The organism is Sphaerotilus sp. FB-3, from assembly GCF_023706025.1.
Taxonomy (GTDB): domain Bacteria; phylum Pseudomonadota; class Gammaproteobacteria; order Burkholderiales; family Burkholderiaceae_C; genus Sphaerotilus; species Sphaerotilus sulfidivorans.
Genome location: NZ_BQWE01000059.1, coordinates 65,477 through 83,558, shown reverse-complemented (window position 1 = coordinate 83,558; position 18,082 = coordinate 65,477). Strand labels below are relative to the sequence as shown.

17 protein-coding genes are annotated in these 18,082 nt (G+C 72.1%); 5 read left to right on the top strand and 12 right to left on the bottom strand.

Annotation, left to right across the window (positions count from 1 at the left end; translation table 11 throughout):
- Positions 1-96 precede the first annotated feature (96 nt).
- The 4 genes from NFT33_RS18375 to guaB form a co-directional block, all read right to left on the bottom strand.
- A complete protein-coding gene (locus NFT33_RS18375) occupies positions 97-1,350 on the bottom strand; it encodes a ChaN family lipoprotein (RefSeq protein WP_251677515.1) in 1,254 nt (417 codons plus the stop codon).
- A 146-nt stretch (positions 1,351-1,496) separates the two neighbouring features.
- Entirely contained in the window at positions 1,497-3,104 is a 1,608-nt protein-coding gene (guaA, locus tag NFT33_RS18370; protein WP_251677513.1) for a glutamine-hydrolyzing GMP synthase, read from the bottom strand.
- 52 nt (positions 3,105-3,156) lie between these two features.
- Entirely contained in the window at positions 3,157-4,419 is a 1,263-nt protein-coding gene (locus NFT33_RS18365; protein WP_251677511.1) for an MFS transporter, read from the bottom strand.
- Between the two features lie 7 nt (positions 4,420-4,426).
- A complete protein-coding gene (guaB, locus tag NFT33_RS18360; protein WP_149503348.1) occupies positions 4,427-5,899 on the bottom strand; it encodes an IMP dehydrogenase in 1,473 nt (490 codons plus the stop codon).
- A 110-nt stretch (positions 5,900-6,009) separates the two neighbouring features.
- Here guaB and NFT33_RS18355 point away from each other — a divergent pair, with 110 nt between their 5' ends.
- Complete coding sequence (locus NFT33_RS18355) at positions 6,010-6,567, top strand: DUF4124 domain-containing protein (protein WP_251677509.1); 558 nt, start codon at positions 6,010-6,012, stop codon at positions 6,565-6,567.
- On the opposite strand, the gene NFT33_RS18350 is transcribed toward NFT33_RS18355, so the two are convergent.
- Together NFT33_RS18350 and NFT33_RS18345 are read right to left on the bottom strand one after the other, a co-directional pair.
- Positions 6,545-6,922: an RnfH family protein gene (locus NFT33_RS18350; protein WP_244954466.1), complete on the bottom strand. Its 378-nt coding sequence runs from the start codon at positions 6,920-6,922 to the stop codon at positions 6,545-6,547. The two genes, NFT33_RS18355 and NFT33_RS18350, sit on opposite strands and share 23 nt — an antisense overlap.
- Positions 6,909-7,376 carry a type II toxin-antitoxin system RatA family toxin gene (locus NFT33_RS18345; protein WP_149503346.1) on the bottom strand — a complete coding sequence of 156 codons (468 nt, stop codon included), beginning with the start codon at positions 7,374-7,376 and terminating at the stop codon, positions 6,909-6,911. The genes NFT33_RS18350 and NFT33_RS18345 overlap by 14 nt, the downstream gene beginning before the upstream one ends.
- 47 nt (positions 7,377-7,423) lie before the next feature.
- Between NFT33_RS18345 and smpB the strand changes: the two genes are divergently transcribed.
- Positions 7,424-7,891 (top strand): SsrA-binding protein SmpB, encoded by a 468-nt coding sequence (smpB, locus tag NFT33_RS18340; protein WP_149503345.1) that lies wholly within the window; start codon positions 7,424-7,426, stop codon positions 7,889-7,891.
- Between the two features lie 18 nt (positions 7,892-7,909).
- Here smpB and NFT33_RS18335 read toward each other — a convergent pair whose 3' ends face one another.
- The 6 genes from NFT33_RS18335 to NFT33_RS18310 form a co-directional block, all read right to left on the bottom strand.
- Positions 7,910-8,443, bottom strand: coding sequence for an OsmC family protein (locus tag NFT33_RS18335; RefSeq protein ID WP_251677507.1), 534 nt, complete (start codon positions 8,441-8,443; stop codon positions 7,910-7,912).
- A gap of 240 nt (positions 8,444-8,683) precedes the next feature.
- Positions 8,684-9,886 carry an ABC transporter permease gene (locus NFT33_RS18330; RefSeq protein WP_251677505.1) on the bottom strand — a complete coding sequence of 401 codons (1,203 nt, stop codon included), beginning with the start codon at positions 9,884-9,886 and terminating at the stop codon, positions 8,684-8,686.
- A 27-nt stretch (positions 9,887-9,913) separates the two neighbouring features.
- Complete coding sequence (locus NFT33_RS18325) at positions 9,914-11,122, bottom strand: ABC transporter permease (RefSeq protein ID WP_251677503.1); 1,209 nt, start codon at positions 11,120-11,122, stop codon at positions 9,914-9,916.
- A 14-nt stretch (positions 11,123-11,136) separates the two neighbouring features.
- Complete coding sequence (locus NFT33_RS18320; RefSeq protein ID WP_251677501.1) at positions 11,137-11,832, bottom strand: ABC transporter ATP-binding protein; 696 nt, start codon at positions 11,830-11,832, stop codon at positions 11,137-11,139.
- Positions 11,829-13,016, bottom strand: a complete 1,188-nt coding sequence (locus NFT33_RS18315) for an efflux RND transporter periplasmic adaptor subunit (protein WP_251677499.1) — start codon at positions 13,014-13,016, stop codon at positions 11,829-11,831. The genes NFT33_RS18320 and NFT33_RS18315 overlap by 4 nt, the downstream gene beginning before the upstream one ends.
- A 121-nt stretch (positions 13,017-13,137) precedes the next feature.
- Entirely contained in the window at positions 13,138-13,569 is a 432-nt protein-coding gene (locus NFT33_RS18310; RefSeq protein ID WP_251677496.1) for a hypothetical protein, read from the bottom strand.
- 157 nt (positions 13,570-13,726) lie between these two features.
- Here NFT33_RS18310 and NFT33_RS18305 point away from each other — a divergent pair, with 157 nt between their 5' ends.
- From NFT33_RS18305 to NFT33_RS18295, 3 genes are all read left to right on the top strand, one after another.
- Positions 13,727-14,797 carry a LacI family DNA-binding transcriptional regulator gene (locus tag NFT33_RS18305; RefSeq protein WP_251677494.1) on the top strand — a complete coding sequence of 357 codons (1,071 nt, stop codon included), beginning with the start codon at positions 13,727-13,729 and terminating at the stop codon, positions 14,795-14,797.
- Positions 14,798-14,866: 69 nt separating this feature from the next.
- Positions 14,867-16,021, top strand: coding sequence for an ABC transporter ATP-binding protein (locus tag NFT33_RS18300; protein ID WP_251677492.1), 1,155 nt, complete (start codon positions 14,867-14,869; stop codon positions 16,019-16,021).
- 42 nt (positions 16,022-16,063) lie between these two features.
- A complete protein-coding gene (locus NFT33_RS18295) occupies positions 16,064-18,070 on the top strand; it encodes a beta-galactosidase (protein ID WP_251677490.1) in 2,007 nt (668 codons plus the stop codon).
- Positions 18,071-18,082: the final 12 nt, after the last annotated feature.

Genomic DNA, 18,082 nt, shown 5'->3' with positions numbered 1-18,082 from the left:
GGTCAGGAGCGGGAAGCGGTCGGTGCCGGAGGCAATCGACGCGAGAGTCCATCGGCGCGAAAGGCGATCGCGGCAGGGGCCGCTCAGTGCGAGCAATCAGCCACCGGCCGGAAAGCGCACCACCACCTCCAGCACCTCAGGCGCCCTCCCCGCCCCCTCGCGCTGCACCGTCAAAGGCAGCCAGGTGCCGGGCGGCTGGCGCTGCACGAGGGCGCGCAGGGCGTCGGGGCTGCGCAGCGGGCGGCCGGCGGCTTCGGTGATCAGGTCGCCCTCGCGCAGGCCGGCGGCGGCGGCCAGGCTGCCGGGGGTGACGGCGCTCAGGCGCACGCCCTGCGCATCGGGCGCCATCGCGATGCCCAGGCGCGGCGGGGCGTCGTCGCGGGGCGGGTCGATCAAATAGAGGCCGTCGGCCAGCGTCTCGCCCAGGGCCTGGCAGCTCTCGGCGCGCTCCCAGGTCAGCAGCGCGCCGATGCGCTGCACGCCCAGGTCGCGCAGCTGGTGCGCCACGCCGTGGCCGTCGCGCACATGGCCGCCGCCCAGGATGCCGACCACCAGCCGCGCGGGTTCGCGCGCCAGCTGCGCGGCGATGACCTCGGCCATCGCGCGGTCCCAGAAGGCCTGCGCGCCGATGAAGCGCTCGAGCGCCTGCGGGTCCGGCGTCGGCGCGGACGAAGCGCCGGACGCATCGCCCGGGCCGGGGTGGGACTGGAAGATCTGCGCCAGCATCTGCCGGTAGGCCGGCGGCGGCGCGGCCGGGCGGCCGACGCCTTCGCGCGCGGTCTCGTCCAGCGCGTCGAAGCCGCGCCGGCCGACCTGGGCCACCACGCCGCGCTCGACATTGAGCGCCAGCATCGGCAGCCGGTTCATCCGGGCGAAATGGAAGAGCGGCAGGTAAAGGCGGGCGTCGAAGCCCCAGACCTGGTCCCACTCCGAGCGGCGCAGGAACTCGGCCTCCGACAGCCGGCCGGCCACCCAGTCGTCGAGCACCGGCTGCAGCCGGCGCGGGAACATCTCCAGCCCGAGCGCCAGCGCCGGCCGGCGCGCATGCAGCTGCGCCAGGACCTGGAGCTGCCAGCGGTGGTCCTCGGCGCTGTCGTGGCGCTCGCCGAGCAGCACCGCCTGCGCCTCGGCCATCCAGCCCAGCAGCTCGGCGGCGGGCAGCAGGCGCGGTGCGGCGGCGGTCGGCGCCAGCCACTGGCCAGGGGGCTGGTCAGGCGCGCAGAGCGCGGCCGCAGGAGGCGGCTCGGCTGCCGCGCCCGGCCCGTGCAGCATCAGCATCGGCACCAGCAGCGCCGGGAGCAGCCACGGGCGGGCCGACGACAGGACGGACGGGAGCAGCGGCAGGCGCATGCGCGGGACTCCTGGAGCAAGGCGAGGCGAAGACACGAGGGGACGGCACGGCAGCCGTCCCGCCGATCATCGCACCACGCCTGGCTGCCCCGGGCCGCGCCGGGTCAAGCCCGGTCAGCGCCGCATGCGGCGATTCGCCGAGCGGATCACTCCCACTCGATCGTCGCGGGCGGCTTGCTCGAGACGTCGTAGGTGACGCGGTTGATGCCGCGGACCTCGTTGATGATGCGGCCCGACACCTTCTTCAGCAGGCTGTACGGCAGCTCGGCCCAGTCGGCGGTCATGAAGTCGCTGGTCTGCACCGCGCGCAGCGCCACGACATAGTCGTAGGTGCGGCCGTCGCCCATCACGCCGACGCTCTTGACCGGCAGGAAGACCGTGAAGGCCTGGCTGGTCAGGTCGTACCAGCTTTTTCCCGTGGCCGGGTCGATCGTGGCGCGCAGCTCCTCGATGAAGATCGCGTCGGCGCGCTGCAGCAGCTTGGCGTATTCCGGCTTGACCTCGCCCAGGATGCGCACGCCCAGGCCCGGGCCCGGGAAGGGATGGCGGTAGACCATCTCGGGCGGCAAGCCCAGCGCCACGCCCAGCTCGCGCACCTCGTCCTTGAACAGCTCGCGCAGGGGCTCCAGCAGCTTCAGGCCCAGCTGCTCGGGCAGGCCGCCGACGTTGTGGTGGCTCTTGATCGTGGTGGCCTTCTTGGTCTTGGTGCCGCCACTTTCCACGACGTCCGGATAGATCGTGCCCTGCGCCAGGAAGGTCGCGCCCTTGTGGCCCTGGCCGCTGGCCTTGAGCTTCTCGGCCTCGGCCTTGAAGACGTCGACGAACAGGCCGCCGATGATCTTGCGCTTGCGCTCGGGGTCGGTCACGCCGGCGAGCTGGCCCAGGAACAGCTCCGAGGCGTCGACGCGAATGACCTTGGCGTGCAGCTTGCCTTCGAACATGTCCATGACCATGTCGCCCTCGTTCAGGCGCAGCAGGCCGTGATCGACGAAGACGCAGGTCAGCTGGTCGCCGATGGCGCGGTGGATCAGCGCGGCCGCCACCGACGAGTCGACGCCGCCCGACAGGCCCAGGATGACTTCCTCGTCACCGACCTGCTCGCGGATCTTCTGCACCGCCTCGGCGATGTAGTCGCCCATGATCCAGTCGCCGCGGCAGCCGGCGATCTCGCGGACAAACCGCGTCAGCATCGCCTGGCCCTGCAGCGTGTGCGTGACCTCGGGGTGGAACTGGACCGCGTAGTAGCCCTTGTCCTCGTTCGCCATGCCGGCGATCGGGCAGCTGGGCGTGCTGGCCATCAGCTTGAAGCCGGGCGGAAGCGCAGTGACCTTGTCGCCGTGGCTCATCCAGACCTTGAGCATGCCGTGGCCCTCGGGCGTGGCGAAGTCCTGGATGTCCTTCAGCAGCGTGGTGTGGCCGTGCGCGCGCACCTCGGCATAGCCGAACTCGCGGGTGTCGGACCAGCTCACCTCGCCGCCGAGCTGCACCGCCATGGTCTGCATGCCGTAGCAGATGCCCAGCACCGGAACACCGGCGTCCCAGACCGCCTGCGGCGCGCGCAGCTGGTGGTCCTCGTAGGTCGAGGCATGGCTGCCCGACAGGATGATGCCCTTCGGGGCGAAGCTGCGGATGAACTCGTCGGAGACGTCGTTCGGATGGATCTCGCAGTAGACCTGGGCCTCGCGCACGCGGCGGGCGATCAGCTGCGTGACCTGCGAGCCGAAGTCGAGAATGAGGATCTTGTCGTGTTGCATGGGCGAAGCGGTTCGATGCGATGCGATTCGGGACGGCGCCGGGCGGACGGACTCAGACCGCATGCGGCGCCGAAGGGGAGACGAAGGCCGGATGGCGGCGGAAATGGCGCACGGCCAGCACGAAGGCCGCCAGCGTCAGCGCCGAGCAGAGATAGAGCGGCGCGCCGATGCGCCAGTCGCCCCGGGGCAGGTCGGACACCAGGCCGAGCAGGCCCGCGCCGATGACCGGCGCGAAGACCTGCATCGCGCTGTTGAGCGAGGCCACCGCACCGAGCGCGCGGCCCTGCGCGCTGTCGTCGGCGGCATTGGAGACCAGGGTCTGGATGGCCGCCTGCGTCATGAAGCCGAAGACATTCATGCCGATGATGGCGTACATCATCCAGGCCTCGGTCGCCGCGCCCCACAGCGCATAGCAGACGGTCGACGACAGCAGGCCGATGACGGCGATGCGCTGCGGCGTCGAGCGCTTCAGCGCCACCCGGATCAGCCCGCCCTGCACCAGCACCGACATCACGCCGATGGCGAACAGCGACCAGCCGTTCTCCTTCGGCCCCCAGCCGAACTTGAAGGTGGTGTAGAGCACCCAGGTGGTGTGCAGGATGAACTGCGCCAGCCCCGCCAGCGCGATCACCGTGACCAGCGCGCCGATGCCGTGCAGGTCGCGCAGCTGGCGCAGCGAGGTCAGCGGGTTGGCGCGCTTCCAGTCGGCCGGGCGGCGCTTCTCGGGCGGCAGCGACTCCGGCAGCACGAAGACGCCGTAGATCGCGTTGAGCACCGCCAGCCCGCCGGCGACGAAGAAGGGCAGATGCAGGTCGATCGCGCCGAGCAGGCCGCCGATGACCGGCCCGAGCACGAAGCCCATGCCGAACATCGCGCCCAGCATGCCGAAGCGCTTGGCGCGCTCCTCGGGCGCACTGATGTCGGCCACATAGGCCTGCGCGACCGCCGCATTGGCCTGCATCGCGCCGCTGATCAGCCGCACCGCCACCAGCATCCACAGCGCGGTGGCCAGGCCGGTGACGATGAAGCTCAGCGCCAGGCCGAAGAAGCCCAGCAGCAGCACCGGGCGGCGCCCGTGCTGGTCCGACAGCGCGCCCAGGATCGGCGAGCCCCAGAAGCTGGCGAAGCCGAACGCGAAGGTGATGACGCCATACCAGAAGGCATGGTCGCCCTGGTCGCCGGTGAAGGTGCCCACCAGCGGAGCCAGCACCGGGATGATCAGGCCGATCGACACCATGTCGATCAGCACCGTCAGCATGATGAAGGGCATGGCCGCGGCCCGTGGGCGCGGCACCTTCGCGTCAGCAGCGCTCACGAGGCGATCACTCCAGCCGGTAGTTCGGCGCTTCCTTGGTGATCTGCACGTCGTGGACATGGCTCTCGCGGATGCCGGCGGACGTGATCTCGACGAACTCGGCGCGGTCGTGCATCTCGGCGACCGAGGCGCAGCCGCAGTAGCCCAGCGTGGCACGGATGCCGCCGGCCATCTGGTAGATGATCGCCAGCACCGAGCCCTTGTAGGGCACGCGACCCTCGATGCCTTCCGGCACCAGCTTGTCGGCGTTCGGGTTGGTGGTCTCGTCGTTTTCCTGGAAGTAGCGGTCGGCGGAACCCGCCTTCATCGCGCCGATCGAGCCCATGCCGCGGTAGCTCTTGTAGCTGCGACCCTGGTACAGGATCACTTCGCCCGGGGCTTCCTCGGTGCCGGCGAACATGCCGCCCATCATCACGGTCGACGCGCCCGCGGCCAGCGCCTTGGAGATGTCGCCCGAGTAGCGGATGCCGCCGTCGGCGATCAGCGGCACGCCGGTGCCGGCCAGCGCGGTGGCGACATTGTCGATCGCGGTGATCTGCGGCACGCCCACGCCGGCGACGATGCGGGTGGTGCAGATCGAGCCCGGGCCGATGCCGACCTTGACGGCGTCGGCGCCGGCCTCGACCAGCGCCAGCGCGGCCGCGCCGGTGGCGATGTTGCCGCCGATGACGTCGACCTGCGGGAAGTTCTTCTTCACCCAGCGCACGCGCTCGATGACGCCGTGGCTGTGGCCGTGCGCGGTGTCGACCACCAGCGCGTCGACGCCGGCGGCCACCAGCAGCTCGATGCGCTCCTCGGTGCCGTCACCGACGCCGACGGCCGCGCCCACGCGCAGCTTGCCCTGCGCGTCGCGCGCGGCGTTCGGAAAGCTGGTCTGCTTGGTGATGTCCTTGACGGTGAACAGGCCGCGCAGTTCCGACTGCTCGTTGAGCACCAGCACCCGCTCGAGCTTGTGCGTGTGCATCAGCGCCTTGGCCTCGGCCAGCGAGGCACCCTCGTTGACGGTGACCAGACGCTCGCGCGGGGTCATGATGTCGCGCACCGGGGCGTCGAGACGGGTCTCGAAGCGCAGGTCGCGGCCGGTGACGATGCCCACCACCCGGCCGTCCTCGACGACGGGGAAGCCGGAAATGCCGTGGGCACGCGACAGCTCGATGACGTCGCGCACGCGGGCGTTCGGCGCGATGGTGATCGGGTCCTTGAGCAGACCGGATTCATAGCGCTTGACGCGGGCGACCTCGGCCGCCTGCTGCTTCGGGCTGAGGTTCTTGTGGACGATGCCGATGCCGCCTTCCTGGGCGATCGCGATCGCCAGGCGGGCCTCGGTCACGGTGTCCATCGCCGCCGACACCAGCGGCAGGTTCAGCGTGATGTTGCGCGACAGCTTGGTCGCCAGGGAGGTGTCGCGGGGCAACACCTGGGAGTACGCGGGGACCAGCAACACATCGTCGAAGGTCAGGGCTTTGCCGAGAAGGCGCATGGGAAGGGGCTCCAGACGCAAAAGGAGATTATACGGACCGGTTACAGCCTCTTCCCAGTCCTCATGATCCGGACATGTGCGGCGCGGGCCGCCGCACTACACTTCGAGGCATGTCTTCGCCTTCGAATTTCCAGCTCCGGGCGCGGATGCCGGCCCTGCTGCTGTCGCTCCTGGGTGTGCTGGGCGGCCTGATGCCGAGCTCGCCCGCGGCCGCGCAGTGGAAGTGGCGCGATGCCCAGGGCCGCGTGCAGTACAGCGACCGCCCTCCCCCGACCACCGTGCCCGACCGCGACATCCTGACGCGGCCGGCAGCCGCCCGCACCCCCGGCACGGGCACCGTCTCCGGTCCGCCGGGCACCGGTGCATCCGGCCCCGTGCCCGGCAGCACGAACGGCGCCGCGCCGGCCTCGGCCGCCGCGTCGACGCCGGCTGCCGGCGAGACCCGCCGCCGGGCCCAGGAAGACGCCACCCGCCGCGCCGACGAGGAGCGCCAGGCACGCCAGCGCGCCGACAACTGCGCCCGTGCGCGCGACTACGCGCGCACCGTCGAGTCCGGCCAGCGCCTGACGCGCACCAACGAGCGCGGCGAGCGCGAGTTCCTCGACGACGGCCAGCGCGCGGCCGAGCTGCGCCGCGCCCGCGAGGTCATCGCGAGCGACTGCCGCTGACGCGCCGGCGCCCGCCCTCGCCCTGGGCGCGGTAGCGCTGGCGGCGCGCCTCCTTCGGATCGACCTTCAGCGGCCGGCAGATGTCGAGCCGATCGCCCGGCTGCATCGGTGCCTCGGGCGCGACCAGGCGGCCGCCGATGCCGAAGGCCAGGCCCTCGGTGCGGGCCAGCGCGGCATGGCGCGCCACCAGACCGCTGGCCGCCAGCGCCTGCGCCGCGCTGGCGCCGGCCGGCAGCATCACCCGCACCCGGTCGATCTGGCGTGGCCCCGGGCTGAAGGCGACCTCGACCTGCATCGGCAGGCTCGCCGGCGCGGCGATGGGCGTGACGGACGGCGTGATCTCAGCGCCGGCCATGCACCTGCTCCGCCCGCGCGACGAAGGCATCGACGAAGGTGTTGGCGATGCGGTCGAACACCGGGCTGACCACCATTTCCAGCGGCCGGCTCGAGAAGGCGTAGCTCAGCTCGAACTCGACCCGGCAGGCCTGCGGCCCGGCCTCCGGGCGCGAGGCCGCCGGCGTGCCGATCGGGATGAAGCGCCAGGAGCCGTCGAGCCGCGAGAACGGCCCGTCGACCAGGCTCATCGTCACCGACTCGCCCGGCACATGGCTGTTGCGGGTGGTGAACGCATGGCGCACGCCGGCATAGGCCAGGTGCAGCCGCGCGGTCACCGCACCGGCTTCGTCGCCGAGCACCTCCGCCTTCTGGCACCAGGGCAGGAACTTGGGATAGCTGGCCACATCGACGACGAGATCGAACATCTCGCGCGGCGAGTACCAGAGCAGGACGGACTTCTTGACGTGCTTCATACAATGCCCGGATTGTATTGAGTCCCAGAACGAACCCGTCCCAAGCCATGAGCATCGTCGAGAACCGGAAAGCGCGTTTCAACTACCACATCGAGGAACGCTTCGAGGCCGGCGTGGTGCTGTCGGGCTGGGAGATCAAGGCCATCCGCGCCGGCCAGGTGCAGCTCACCGACGGCTACATCGTGCTGAAGGACGGCGAGATGTTCATGATCGGCTGCCGCATCAACGCGCTGCGCTCGGCCTCGACGCATGTGCGTCCGGAGGCCGACCGCACCAAGAAGCTGCTGATGAAGAAGGAGCAGATCCGCCGGCTGATCGGCAAGGTCGAGCAGAAGGGCTTCACGCTGGTGCCGCTGGACCTGCACTTCAAGGGCAGCTACGTGAAGGCCGAGATCGCGCTGGCCAAGGGCAAGGCCGAGCACGACAAGCGCGACACCGAGAAGAAGCGCGACTGGGAGCGCGAGAAGGGCCGGCTGATGCGCACCAAGGTCTCCGGCCCGCGCAAGGACGACTGAACCCGGGCCCGAGCCCGCTCAGGCCCCGGGCAGCGGCGCCAGCCGCTGCAGCGTCACCTCCAGCGGCGGCGGCTCGCGCAGCGTCTGCGCGATGACGCAGTAGCGCTCGGTCAGCTTCAGCAGCGTGGCGAGCTGCTCGTCGGAGGCATCGGCATCGGCATCGACCTCGAAGCGCAGCCGCAGTGCGCTCAGTCCGACCGGCACGTCGCGCGCCAGCCCCAGCGTGCCGCGGAAATCGCTCTCGCCCTCGACGATCACCCGCGCGGTGCGCAGCACCACCCCGGTGGCGGTGGCCACCACATTGAGCGTGACGCCCGCGCAGGCCGCCAGGGCCTCGAGCAGCATGTCGCCGGAGCAGGCCTCGCCGCCCTCGCCGCCGGCGGCCGGATGCAGCCCGGCGTCGAAGGCCGCGAAGCGCGTCTCGATGCGGCACGAGGGCTTCTCGGGATGCAGCAGCGCCTCGGCGCGAAAGGTCTGGCGCGCGGCGGCCGGCTCGGCACGGTAGCGCGCCTTGATCGGCGCCTGGCGCTGGCGCAGTTCCTCGGGGGTCATCGGCGATGTCTCCTGGGCGAAAGGCGAGTGTCGTTGGGGTCCGGGACGGTCCGATGATGACCGCGCGCCCGCCCCCGCGCCACCGGGAACGCCCTTGTCGGCGCCGGCCGCGGCGTTGCGCCACGTCAATGCGGGGACATGCGCGAGGCAACGCGAGGCAGCACGCCGCAACGCGAGACAACGCGCCGAAACGCGCCGTCATGCCCGCGCAGGCGGGCACCCACGCCGGACACCCCGCCCCTACTCCGCCCGCAGCGCCTCCACCGGATCGAGCCGCGCCGCCGCGCGCGCCGGCATCACGCCGGCGAGCAGGCCCACCACCGCCGACAGGCCCAGCGCCAGCAGCACGAAGGGCAGCGGCGTGCTGACCGGCAGCGCGGGCAGCAGCAGGTGCGCGCCCTGGGCGATGCCGATGCCGATCGCCAGGCCCAGCAGGCCGCCCAGCGCCGACAGCACCACCGCCTCGCCGAGGAACAGCGCCATCACCGTGCGCCGGCGCGCACCCAGCGAGATCAGCAGGCCGATCTCCGCGGTGCGCTCGGTCACCGCGATCGTCATGATAGTGACGATGCCCACGCCGCCCACCAGCAGCGAGATGCCGCCCAGCGCGCCCACCGCCATCGTGACGATGTTCAGGATGTTGGAGAGCGTGCCCAGCATGTCGGCCTGGGTGACGAGGGTGAAGTCCTCGCGGCCGTGGCGGGCGATCAGCAGCGCGCGGGCCTGCGCGACCACCGCCGCGGGCGACATGCGCTCGTCGTAGGTCAGATGGATCTCCATCAGGCCGGGGCGGTTGAACAGCTCCAGCGCGCGCGCCGACGGGATGTAGGCGACATCGTCCAGATCGACGCCGAGGAACTGCCCGCGCGGCGCCAGCACGCCGATGACGCGGAACTGCTGGCTGCCGATGCGCACCCGCTGGCCCAGCGGCGAGCTGCTGCCGAAGAGCTCGCGGCGCAGCGTCGAGCCCAGCACGACGAAGTCGCGCGCCTGTCCGACCCCGTCCTCGGGCAGGAAGCGGCCGGTCGCCACCGTCAGGTGAAAGGCCGGCACCAGCGCGGCGCTGGTGCCGTAGACCAGCGCGCGGCGCAGCCGCCCGCCGGCCTGCATCTCGGCGTTGCCGGTCACGCCCGGCGTCACGCCGGTGAGCTGCGGCAGGTGGCGGCGCAGCGCCTGCGCATCCTCCAGCGTCAGCGGCCGCACCGAGGACGGGAAGCCCGGGTTGGTGCCGCCGGTGGTCGTGCGCCCCGGCGAGAGCGTGACCACGTTCGTGCCGATCTGGCTGAACTCGGCCAGCAGGAAGCGGTGCAGGCCCTCGCCGATCGAGGTCAGCAGGATCACCGCGGCGATGCCCACCGCGATGCCCAGCAGCGTCAGCACGCTGCGCCCGCGCTGCGCGACGATCGCGCGCCAGGCCATCGAGACGGTGTCGGTCCAGCGCATCGGAGCGGTCCTCGTGTCCGTGTCCGCTCAGCGCCGCGACAGCGCCGCGACCGGCTCGAGCCGGGCCGCGCGCCGCGCCGGCATCACCCCGAACAGCAGCCCGGTGCCGATGGCGGTGCCCAGCGCCGCCACCACCGCCCACAGCGGCGGCCAGGCCGGGAACTGCGGATAGAGCAGCCGGATCCCCCAGGCGCCCGCATGCCCGGCCGCATAGCCCAGCAGCGCGCCGGCCAGCGACAGCAGCGCCGCCTCGGTCAGGAAGACCGCACGGATGGTCGCCGCCGGCGCGCCCAGCGCCTTGAGCAGGCCGATCTCGCCGGTGCGCTGCGCCACCGCCACCAGCATCACGTTCATCACCAGGATGCCGGCCACCGCCAGGCTGATCGCCGCGATCGCCGCCACCACCGCGGTCAGCGCCAGCAGCACCCGGTCGAAGGTGGCCAGCACCGCGTCCTGGGTGATGACGGTCACGTCCTCCTCGCCGTCATGGCGGGTCTTGAGCAGCGCGGTGGCCTGGCGCCGGACCGCGGCGATGGCATCGCGGCTGCGCGCCTCGATCAGCACCCGGAACAGCGTGTTCGAGTCGAACATCGCCTGCGCCAGCGCCACCGGCACGATCGCGACCTCGTCGGCATTCATGCCCAGGCCCTGGCCGGCCGGCGCCATCACGCCGATGACCCGCAGCCGCCGCCCGCCGATGCGCACCGTCTGGCCCAGCGCCGGGCCCTGGCCGAAGAGCTCGCGCGCCAGCGCCGCGCCCAGCACGGTGACCGCATGGGCGCGGCCCCAGTCGTCATCGGGCAGGAACTGTCCCTGCGCCAGCGCCAGCCGGCGCACCGCGAGGTAGCTGCGGGTGGTGCCCAGCACCATCGCCTCGCGCAGCCGCCCGGCCACCGCCACCTCCGACAGCCCCACTGCCAGCGGCGCGACCTGCGCGACCGCCGCCAGCCGGGTGAGCGCCTGCGCGTCGTCGATCGTCAGGTCGCGCGGCGTGGTGCTGACCGCATTGGCCGGGCTGAAGCCGCCGGTCTGCGAGCGCCCGGGCAGCACGATGACCAGATTCGTGCCGATCGACGAGAACTGGTCGACCACATAGCGGCGCGCGCCGTCGCCCAGCGCGGTCAGCACCACCACCGCCGCCACGCCGATGGCCATCGCCAGCGTCATCAGCAGCGTGCGCAGCGGGCTGCCGGTGGCGGCGCGCCACGCGAAATCCAGGATGTCCCACCCGCGCATCGGTCCGGGTCCGCTCAGGCCGGCGTGCGCTCGTCGCGCCGCAGCTGGCCGTCTTCCATCATCAGGCGCCGGCGCGCCCGCGCGCCCAGGCTGGCGTCATGGGTGACGACGATCAGCGTGACGCCGCGCGCGTTGAGCTCCTCGAGCAGGCGCACCACCTCGTCGCCGGTGGCGCGGTCGAGGTTGCCGGTGGGCTCGTCGGCCAGCAGCAGCGGCGGCTGCATGATCGTCGCGCGCGCGATGGCCACGCGCTGGCGCTGCCCGCCCGAGAGCTCGCTGGGGCGGTGGTCGGCGCGCGGGGCCAGGCCGTAGTCCTTCAGCGCCTGCGCGACCCGCGCCTGGCGCTCCTTCGGCGCGATGCCGGCCAGCACCATCGGCAGCGCGATGTTCTCGGCCGCGCTCAGCCGCGGCACCAGATGGAAGCTCTGGAAGACGAAGCCGATGCGCCGGCTGCGCACCGCCGCCTGCTCGTCCGGGCTCAGCGTGGTGACGTCACGCCCCTCGAGCAGCAGCCGTCCGCGGCTGGGCTGGTCGAGCAGGCCGAGAATGTTCAGCAGCGTCGACTTGCCCGAGCCGCTCGGGCCCATGACCGCGACGTATTCGCCGGCGTCGATGCGCAGGTCCAGCCCCTGCAGCGCGTGCACGTCGCTGTCGCCGAGACGGAAGACCCGCTCGACCTGCTCCAGCCCGATCAGCGCCGGCGCGCTCATGGCTTCGCGCCCGAGGCGGCCGGCTCGACCCGCGCGACCACGCCCGGCCTGACGCCCTCGCGCTCGAGCGAGCTGACCACCTGCTCGCCGGCCTTCAGCCCGTCGAGCACCTCGGCATGCTCCCAGTTGGACAGCCCGGTGCGCACCCGCCGCTCGGCCAGCACGCCCTCGGCGCCGATCACCAGCACCCGGCCGCCCTCGCCCACCGCCGCCGCCGGCACCCGCAGCACGTCGCGGTGCACATCAAGCACCACCTCGACATCGGCGCTGTAGCCCACCCGCAGCGGCCCGGCCGCGGCCAGATCGTCGAAGTCGACATCGATGTCGACGGTGCGCGCCTGCTTCTCCAGCGCCGAGACGATCGGCGCGACCCGGCGCACCCGGCCGGGGAAGGTGCGGCCCGGCAGTGCGTCGATGGTGATGCGCACCGGCTGGCCCGGCTGCAGCCGCGGCGCGTCGACCTCGTCCATCGGCGCCTTGACATAGAGGCAGCGGTCGTCGATCAGGTCGATCGCCGGCGGCGTGGGCACGCCCGGCGGCGATGGCGTCGAGTATTCGCCCACCTCGCCGACGATCTTCGCCACCGTGCCGTCGAAGGGCGCGCGCAGCACCATGCGGCCCTGCTCGACCTGCGTCGCCTCCAGGCGCGCCTCGGCGGCGCGGGCGTCGGCCTGCGCGGTCTGGCAGGCGGCGCGGCGGGTGCGGGCTTCGCTGAGCGCGCGGTCCTCGGCGGATTCGGAGATGAAGCCCTGCTCGCGCAGGCCGCGCTGGCGCTCGGCCTCGCGCTCGGCGGCCTCGGCGGCAGAGCAGGCCTCGACGATGCGCCGGCGGCTGGTGTCGAGCTGCGCGGCGGCCAGCGCCGCCTGCGCGCGCTGGTCGTCGTTCCACAGCTTCATCAGCAGCTGGCCCTGGCGCACCCGGTCGCCCTCGCGCACCTCGAGCCGCTCGATGCGCCCACCCAGGATGGTCGACAGCCGGGTGCGCTGGCAGGCCTCGACCGTGCCGGCGCGGGTGTTGGCGATCGTGGCCTCGACCGTGCCGCGCGTCACCTCGACCGCGCTGACCGCCACCGGCTGGGGCCGGCGCAGCCAGACCACCGTACCCGCCCCGAGGCCGACGACCAGCAGCGCGACCAGGCCGCGGCGCAGCCAGACGGAAGAAGCTTTCGGGGCAGCGGCGCTCATCGCGATCCTTGTCGGTGCGGCACGCATCCGGCGTGCGTGAATGCACGCATTCTGCCGACCGGCACCGGTCATGCGCATGACCGGCGTCAAGCTGACCGATGGGTCAGCAGCACCGGCACGGTCAGCAGTCGCAGGATTCGCGGAAGACCGCCGCGGCGTCGGACACCAGTCCCAGCGCCAGCGCGCCGGCCTCGATGCGCAGCGCGGTGCCGTGGATCAGCTGCAGCTCCAGCACCAGCGCGCCGTCCAGGCGGCCGGGCAGCGGCAGCGCGTCGAGCACCCGGCCGGCCTGCAGCACCCGCGCGGCGCGAATGCCGCCGAAGAACACGTCCGGCCCGCCGCCCTCGCAGCGCGCCTGCGCCAGCCGCAGCTCGACCGGGCGCAGATAGCCGGCCACGCCGTCGGCCGCACGCCGCACCGCCGCGGCCGACAGCCGCAGCACCAGCGCGCCGGGCTCGATGCAGGCCGCGGCGATCTCGCTGCCGGCCAGGCTCAGGCGCCAGGGGGCGGACTCAGGAACGGGCTCAGGGGGGAGGAAATCGACGGCGATCATGCCCGCCAGCATAGCCGAGGCCGGGTTATCACCAATTATTAGCAGATCATCACCCGGCATGATCCCGGTGGCGGGGCGAGCGGCCGCCTCGCTACCATCGCGGCCTGCCCGTCGATCTTTCCACCGAACTGCCGTGACCTCCCGCAAGCCTGCCCCGATGCCCGTGCGCCGCCCCACCATGACCGATGTGGCCAAGGCCGCCGGCGTGTCCCAGTCCACCGTGTCGATGGTGCTCAACAACATGAGCGGCGCGCGGCTGTCGGCCGAGACGCGCAGCCGCGTGCTCGGCGTAGCGATGGAGCTGGGCTACCGGCTGCCGCGGCGCGAGCAGCCCGCCCCCCAGGCGATCGCCAGCACCAGCCCGGCACCGGGGCTGCGGCGCAGCCTGATCGGCTATCTGGTCGACGAGATCTCGACCAGCCCGCATCCGGTGGTCAGCGTCGACGGCGCGCGCGACGCGGCCTGGGAGCACGACTGCCTGGTCAGCGTCATCGTCACCCGCAGCAATGCCGACCAGGAGGCCGCGGCGATCGCGGCACTGCGCGCCAACCCGATGCTGCTGGGCATCGTCTACTCGACCATCTTCACCCGGGAGGTGACGCTGCCGGCGGTGCTGACCGACGACGCCGAGCTGCCGGTGGTGCTGCTGAACTGCCATGACGAGCGCCACCGCCTGCCCACCATCGTGCCCGGCGAGATCGGCGGCGGCCATGCGGCCACCGAGCATCTGATCGCGATGGGCCACACCCGCATCGGCTTCATCAACGGCGAGCCCTGGATGGAGGCCGCCAAGGACCGGCTCAAGGGCTACCGCCGCGCGCTGGCCACCGCCGACCTGCCCTTCGACCCGGCGCTGGTGCGCGACGGCGACTGGATGTCGGGCACCGGCTTCGAGGCGACGCTGTCGCTGATGCGCGAGGCGCGCCCGCCCACCGCCATCTTCTGCGCCAACGACCTGATGGCGCTGGGCGCGATGGAGGCGCTGGCCCAGCTCGGCCTGAAGGTGCCCGAGGATGTCTCGCTGATGGGCTACGACGACCAGGAGATCTCGCGCCACACCCATCCGCCGCTGACCACGATGGTGCTGCCCAACTACGAGATGGGCCGCGCCGCGGTCGAGGCGCTGCTGGCCGCGGCCGACCTGCCGCCGCCGCAGCGCGCCGCGCGCCGCCACCTGATCAAGATCGACTGTCCGCTGGTGGTGCGGCAGACGGTGCGCCCGCGCTGAGGCGGACGAGGGTGACTCCCGGGTTTTCACTGATTATTGCTAATAATATTGGCAGCAGAATGCCGCCTCATGGCGAGCATCGAACTTTCATCCGTCTTCAAGGCCTACGGCGACCACGCCCCCGTCATCCGGGACGTGAACCTGCACATCGCGCAGGGCGAGTTCTGCGTCTTCGTCGGGCCTTCGGGCTGCGGCAAGTCGACGCTGCTGCGCATGATCGCGGGGCTGGAGGACATCACCGGCGGCGAGCTGAAGATCGGCGGCCAGCGCATGAACGAGGTGGCGCCGGCGCAGCGCGGCGTGGCGATGGTGTTCCAGTCATACGCGCTGTTCCCGCACATGACCGTGTACGAGAACATGTCCTTCGGCCTGGGGCTGGCCAAGGTCGACAAGGCGGTGATCCGCGAGAAGGTGATGGCCGCGGCCAAGGTGCTGCAGCTCGACCAGTTGCTCGACCGCAAGCCCAAGGCGCTCTCCGGCGGCCAGCGCCAGCGCGTGGCGATCGGCCGGGCCATCGTGCGCGAGCCGGGCGTGTTCCTGTTCGACGAGCCGCTCTCCAACCTGGACGCCGCGCTGCGCGTGCAGACCCGCATCGAGATCGCCAAGCTGCACCGCGACTTCGGCCGTGCCAGCACCGTCTACGTCACCCACGACCAGGTCGAGGCGATGACGCTGGCCGACCGCATCCTGCTGCTCAACAGCGGCGAGGCCGTGGCGCGTGACGGCTCGGTGGCGCAGGTCGGCACGCCGCTGGAGCTGTACCACCGCCCGCGCAACCTGTTCGTGGCCGGCTTCATCGGCTCGCCGAAGATGAATTTCCTGCCCGCCACGCTGGTCAGCGCCGCCACCGACCACGCCGTCGTGCGGCTGAGCAGCGGCGAGACATTGCGCGCCGCGGTCGATGCGCAGCGCCTGTTGCCGGGCGCGAAGGTGACGCTGGGCGTGCGGCCCGAGCACACCGAACTCGGCACCGCAACGCAGCACATCATCCGCCCGCTGCAGTGGCAGGAGCGGCTGGGCGAATCGACCTACCTCTACATGACCGGCGCCAGCGGCAGCACCGAGTCGCTGGTCGCCAAGGCCCCCGGCCACGCCCACGCCAGCACCGGCCACCGCCTGGCGATCGGCCTGCCGGCGGACACACTGCACCTGTTCGACGACCAGGGGCTGGCGCTGGAACGCCGCATCCCCGACCAGAACCAGTCGCTGCCACAAGCCGCCTGAGCGCCTGGTCACCTGACCACCTGACTTCATAGGATCGACGACATGCAACTGGGTGTCTGCTATTACCCCGAACACTGGCCACGCGCGCAATGGGCCGAAGACGCGCGGCGCATGCACGCGATGGGCATCCGCGTCGTGCGGATCGCGGAATTCGCGTGGAGCGTGATCGAGGCCGAGCCGGGTGTCTTCACCTGGGACTGGCTGGATGAAGCGGTCGAGACGCTGCACGCCGCCGGCCTCGGCGTCGTGATGTGCACGCCGACCGCGACGCCGCCGAAGTGGCTGGTGGACCGGATGCCGGACATGGTAGCGATCGACCTGCAGGGCCGCCCGCGCGGCTTCGGCTCGCGGCGGCACTACTGCTTCTCGCACGCCGGCTACCGCGCCGAGTCGCGCCGCATCAGCCGCGCGGTCGCCGAGCGCTACGGCCGGCACCCGGCGGTCGTGGCCTGGCAGACCGACAACGAATACGGCTGCCACGACACCGTGCTGAGCCTGTCCGAGTCGGCGCGGCAGGGGTTCCGGCGCTGGCTGGCCGCGCGCTACACGACGATCGACGCGCTGAACACCGCCTGGGGCACGGTGTTCTGGAGCCAGGTCTACCGCAGCTTCGACGAGATCGACCTGCCCGCGCTGACCGTGACCGAGGCGCACCCGGCGCACCGGCTCGACTGGCGGCGGTTCTCGTCGGACGAGGTGGTGGCGTTCAACCGCGAGCAGGTGGCGATCCTGCGCGAGCTGTCGCCGGGGCGGCCGGTGTCGCACAACTTCATGGGCTTCTTCACCGAGTTCAACCACCACGACGTGGCGGCGGACCTCGACATCGCCACCTGGGACACCTACCCGCTCGGCGTCACGCAGATGCTCTTCCTCAGCGCCGAGGAAAAGGCGCGCTGGGCACGGACCGGGCACCCGGACATCCCGTCGTTCCACCACGACCTGTACCGCGGCATGTGCCGGGACGGCCGCTGGTGGGTGATGGAGCAGCAGCCTGGCCCCGTGAACTGGGCCCACTGGAACCCGGCGCCGCACGACGGCACGGTGCGGCTGTGGACCTGGCAGGCGTTTGCGCACGGCGCCGAGGTGGTGAGCTATTTCCGCTGGCGGCAGGCGCCGTTTGCGCAGGAGCAGATGCACACCGGCCTGCTGCGCCCCGATTCCTCCGAAGACCAGGGCGCGCTCGAAGCCGCGCAGGTCGGCGCGGAGCTGGCGGCGCTGACCGAGCGGGGCGTGCTCACGGACGCGCTGCGGCTGTCGGTGCGGGCCGATGTGGCGCTGGTGTTCGACTACGACGCGCTGTGGATGGCGCAGATCCAGCCGCAGGGCGCCGACTACAACCCGGTGGAGCTGAGCTTCCGCGCCTACAGCGGGCTGCGGCAGCTCGGGCTGGACGTGGACATCGTCGGGCCGCGGGCGGGGATGGACCTGTCCGGCTACCGGTTGATCGTGCTGCCAGCGGCGCTGCATGTCGGCGCGGACCTGCAGACTGCGCTGACCACGGCGGCGGCCCATGGCGCGCAGATCGTGCTCGGGCCGCGGGCGGGCAGCAAGTCGGTGAACCTGTCGTTCCCGCATGCGGACGGGCCGTGGTCGGCGCTGCCGCCGGGGCCACTCGCCGCGCTGGCCGGGGTGCAGGTGACACGGGTCGCGTCACTGCCGCCGGGCGTGGTCGAGCCGGTGGCGCTGGACGACGCCGCAGCCACCGTCACGGTCACCCGCTGGCGCGAAGACCTCGCGCTGCACGGCGCCGAAGCACTGGCCACCTTCGCCGATGGCCGCCCCGCCCTCACCCGCAACGGCCCGGTGCGCTACGTCGCCGGATGGCTGGACGCGGCAGGCTGGCAGGCGGTGTTCGCCGGAGCCGCCGCGGACGCGGGACTCGCCGTGGCACCGCTGCCCGAGGGCCTGCGCATCAGCCGCGCCGGCGGGCTGACGCTGGCCTTCAATTTCTCGGATCTGGCACTGGACTGGACGCCCACGCCGATCGCGACGCCCGTGCTGGGCGGCGCGCACCTGCCCCCCAGAGCGATGGCGATCTGGCGGGAATGACCTCACCACAGG

Bases quoted from the DNA above. Each gene is read 5' to 3' on its own strand.
- NFT33_RS18345 (WP_149503346.1), bottom strand. From the start codon at position 7,376: ATGAAGCACGTCAAGAAGTCCGTCCTGCTCTGGTACTCGCCGCGCGAG.
- NFT33_RS18320 (WP_251677501.1), bottom strand. From the start codon at position 11,832: ATGAGCGCGCCGGCGCTGATCGGGCTGGAGCAGGTCGAGCGGGTCTTC.
- NFT33_RS18325 (WP_251677503.1), bottom strand. From the start codon at position 11,122: ATGCGCGGGTGGGACATCCTGGATTTCGCGTGGCGCGCCGCCACCGGC.
- NFT33_RS18355 (WP_251677509.1), top strand. From the start codon at position 6,010: ATGTCTTCGCCTTCGAATTTCCAGCTCCGGGCGCGGATGCCGGCCCTG.
- guaB (WP_149503348.1), bottom strand. From the start codon at position 5,899: ATGCGCCTTCTCGGCAAAGCCCTGACCTTCGACGATGTGTTGCTGGTC.
- NFT33_RS18375 (WP_251677515.1), bottom strand. From the start codon at position 1,350: ATGCGCCTGCCGCTGCTCCCGTCCGTCCTGTCGTCGGCCCGCCCGTGG.
- NFT33_RS18305 (WP_251677494.1), top strand. From the start codon at position 13,727: ATGCCCGTGCGCCGCCCCACCATGACCGATGTGGCCAAGGCCGCCGGC.
- NFT33_RS18315 (WP_251677499.1), bottom strand. From the start codon at position 13,016: ATGAGCGCCGCTGCCCCGAAAGCTTCTTCCGTCTGGCTGCGCCGCGGC.
- smpB (WP_149503345.1), top strand. From the start codon at position 7,424: ATGAGCATCGTCGAGAACCGGAAAGCGCGTTTCAACTACCACATCGAG.
- NFT33_RS18310 (WP_251677496.1), bottom strand. From the start codon at position 13,569: ATGATCGCCGTCGATTTCCTCCCCCCTGAGCCCGTTCCTGAGTCCGCC.
- NFT33_RS18335 (WP_251677507.1), bottom strand. From the start codon at position 8,443: ATGACCCCCGAGGAACTGCGCCAGCGCCAGGCGCCGATCAAGGCGCGC.
- NFT33_RS18295 (WP_251677490.1), top strand. From the start codon at position 16,064: ATGCAACTGGGTGTCTGCTATTACCCCGAACACTGGCCACGCGCGCAA.
- NFT33_RS18300 (WP_251677492.1), top strand. From the start codon at position 14,867: ATGGCGAGCATCGAACTTTCATCCGTCTTCAAGGCCTACGGCGACCAC.
- NFT33_RS18350 (WP_244954466.1), bottom strand. From the start codon at position 6,922: ATGGCCGGCGCTGAGATCACGCCGTCCGTCACGCCCATCGCCGCGCCG.
- NFT33_RS18330 (WP_251677505.1), bottom strand. From the start codon at position 9,886: ATGCGCTGGACCGACACCGTCTCGATGGCCTGGCGCGCGATCGTCGCG.
- guaA (WP_251677513.1), bottom strand. From the start codon at position 3,104: ATGCAACACGACAAGATCCTCATTCTCGACTTCGGCTCGCAGGTCACG.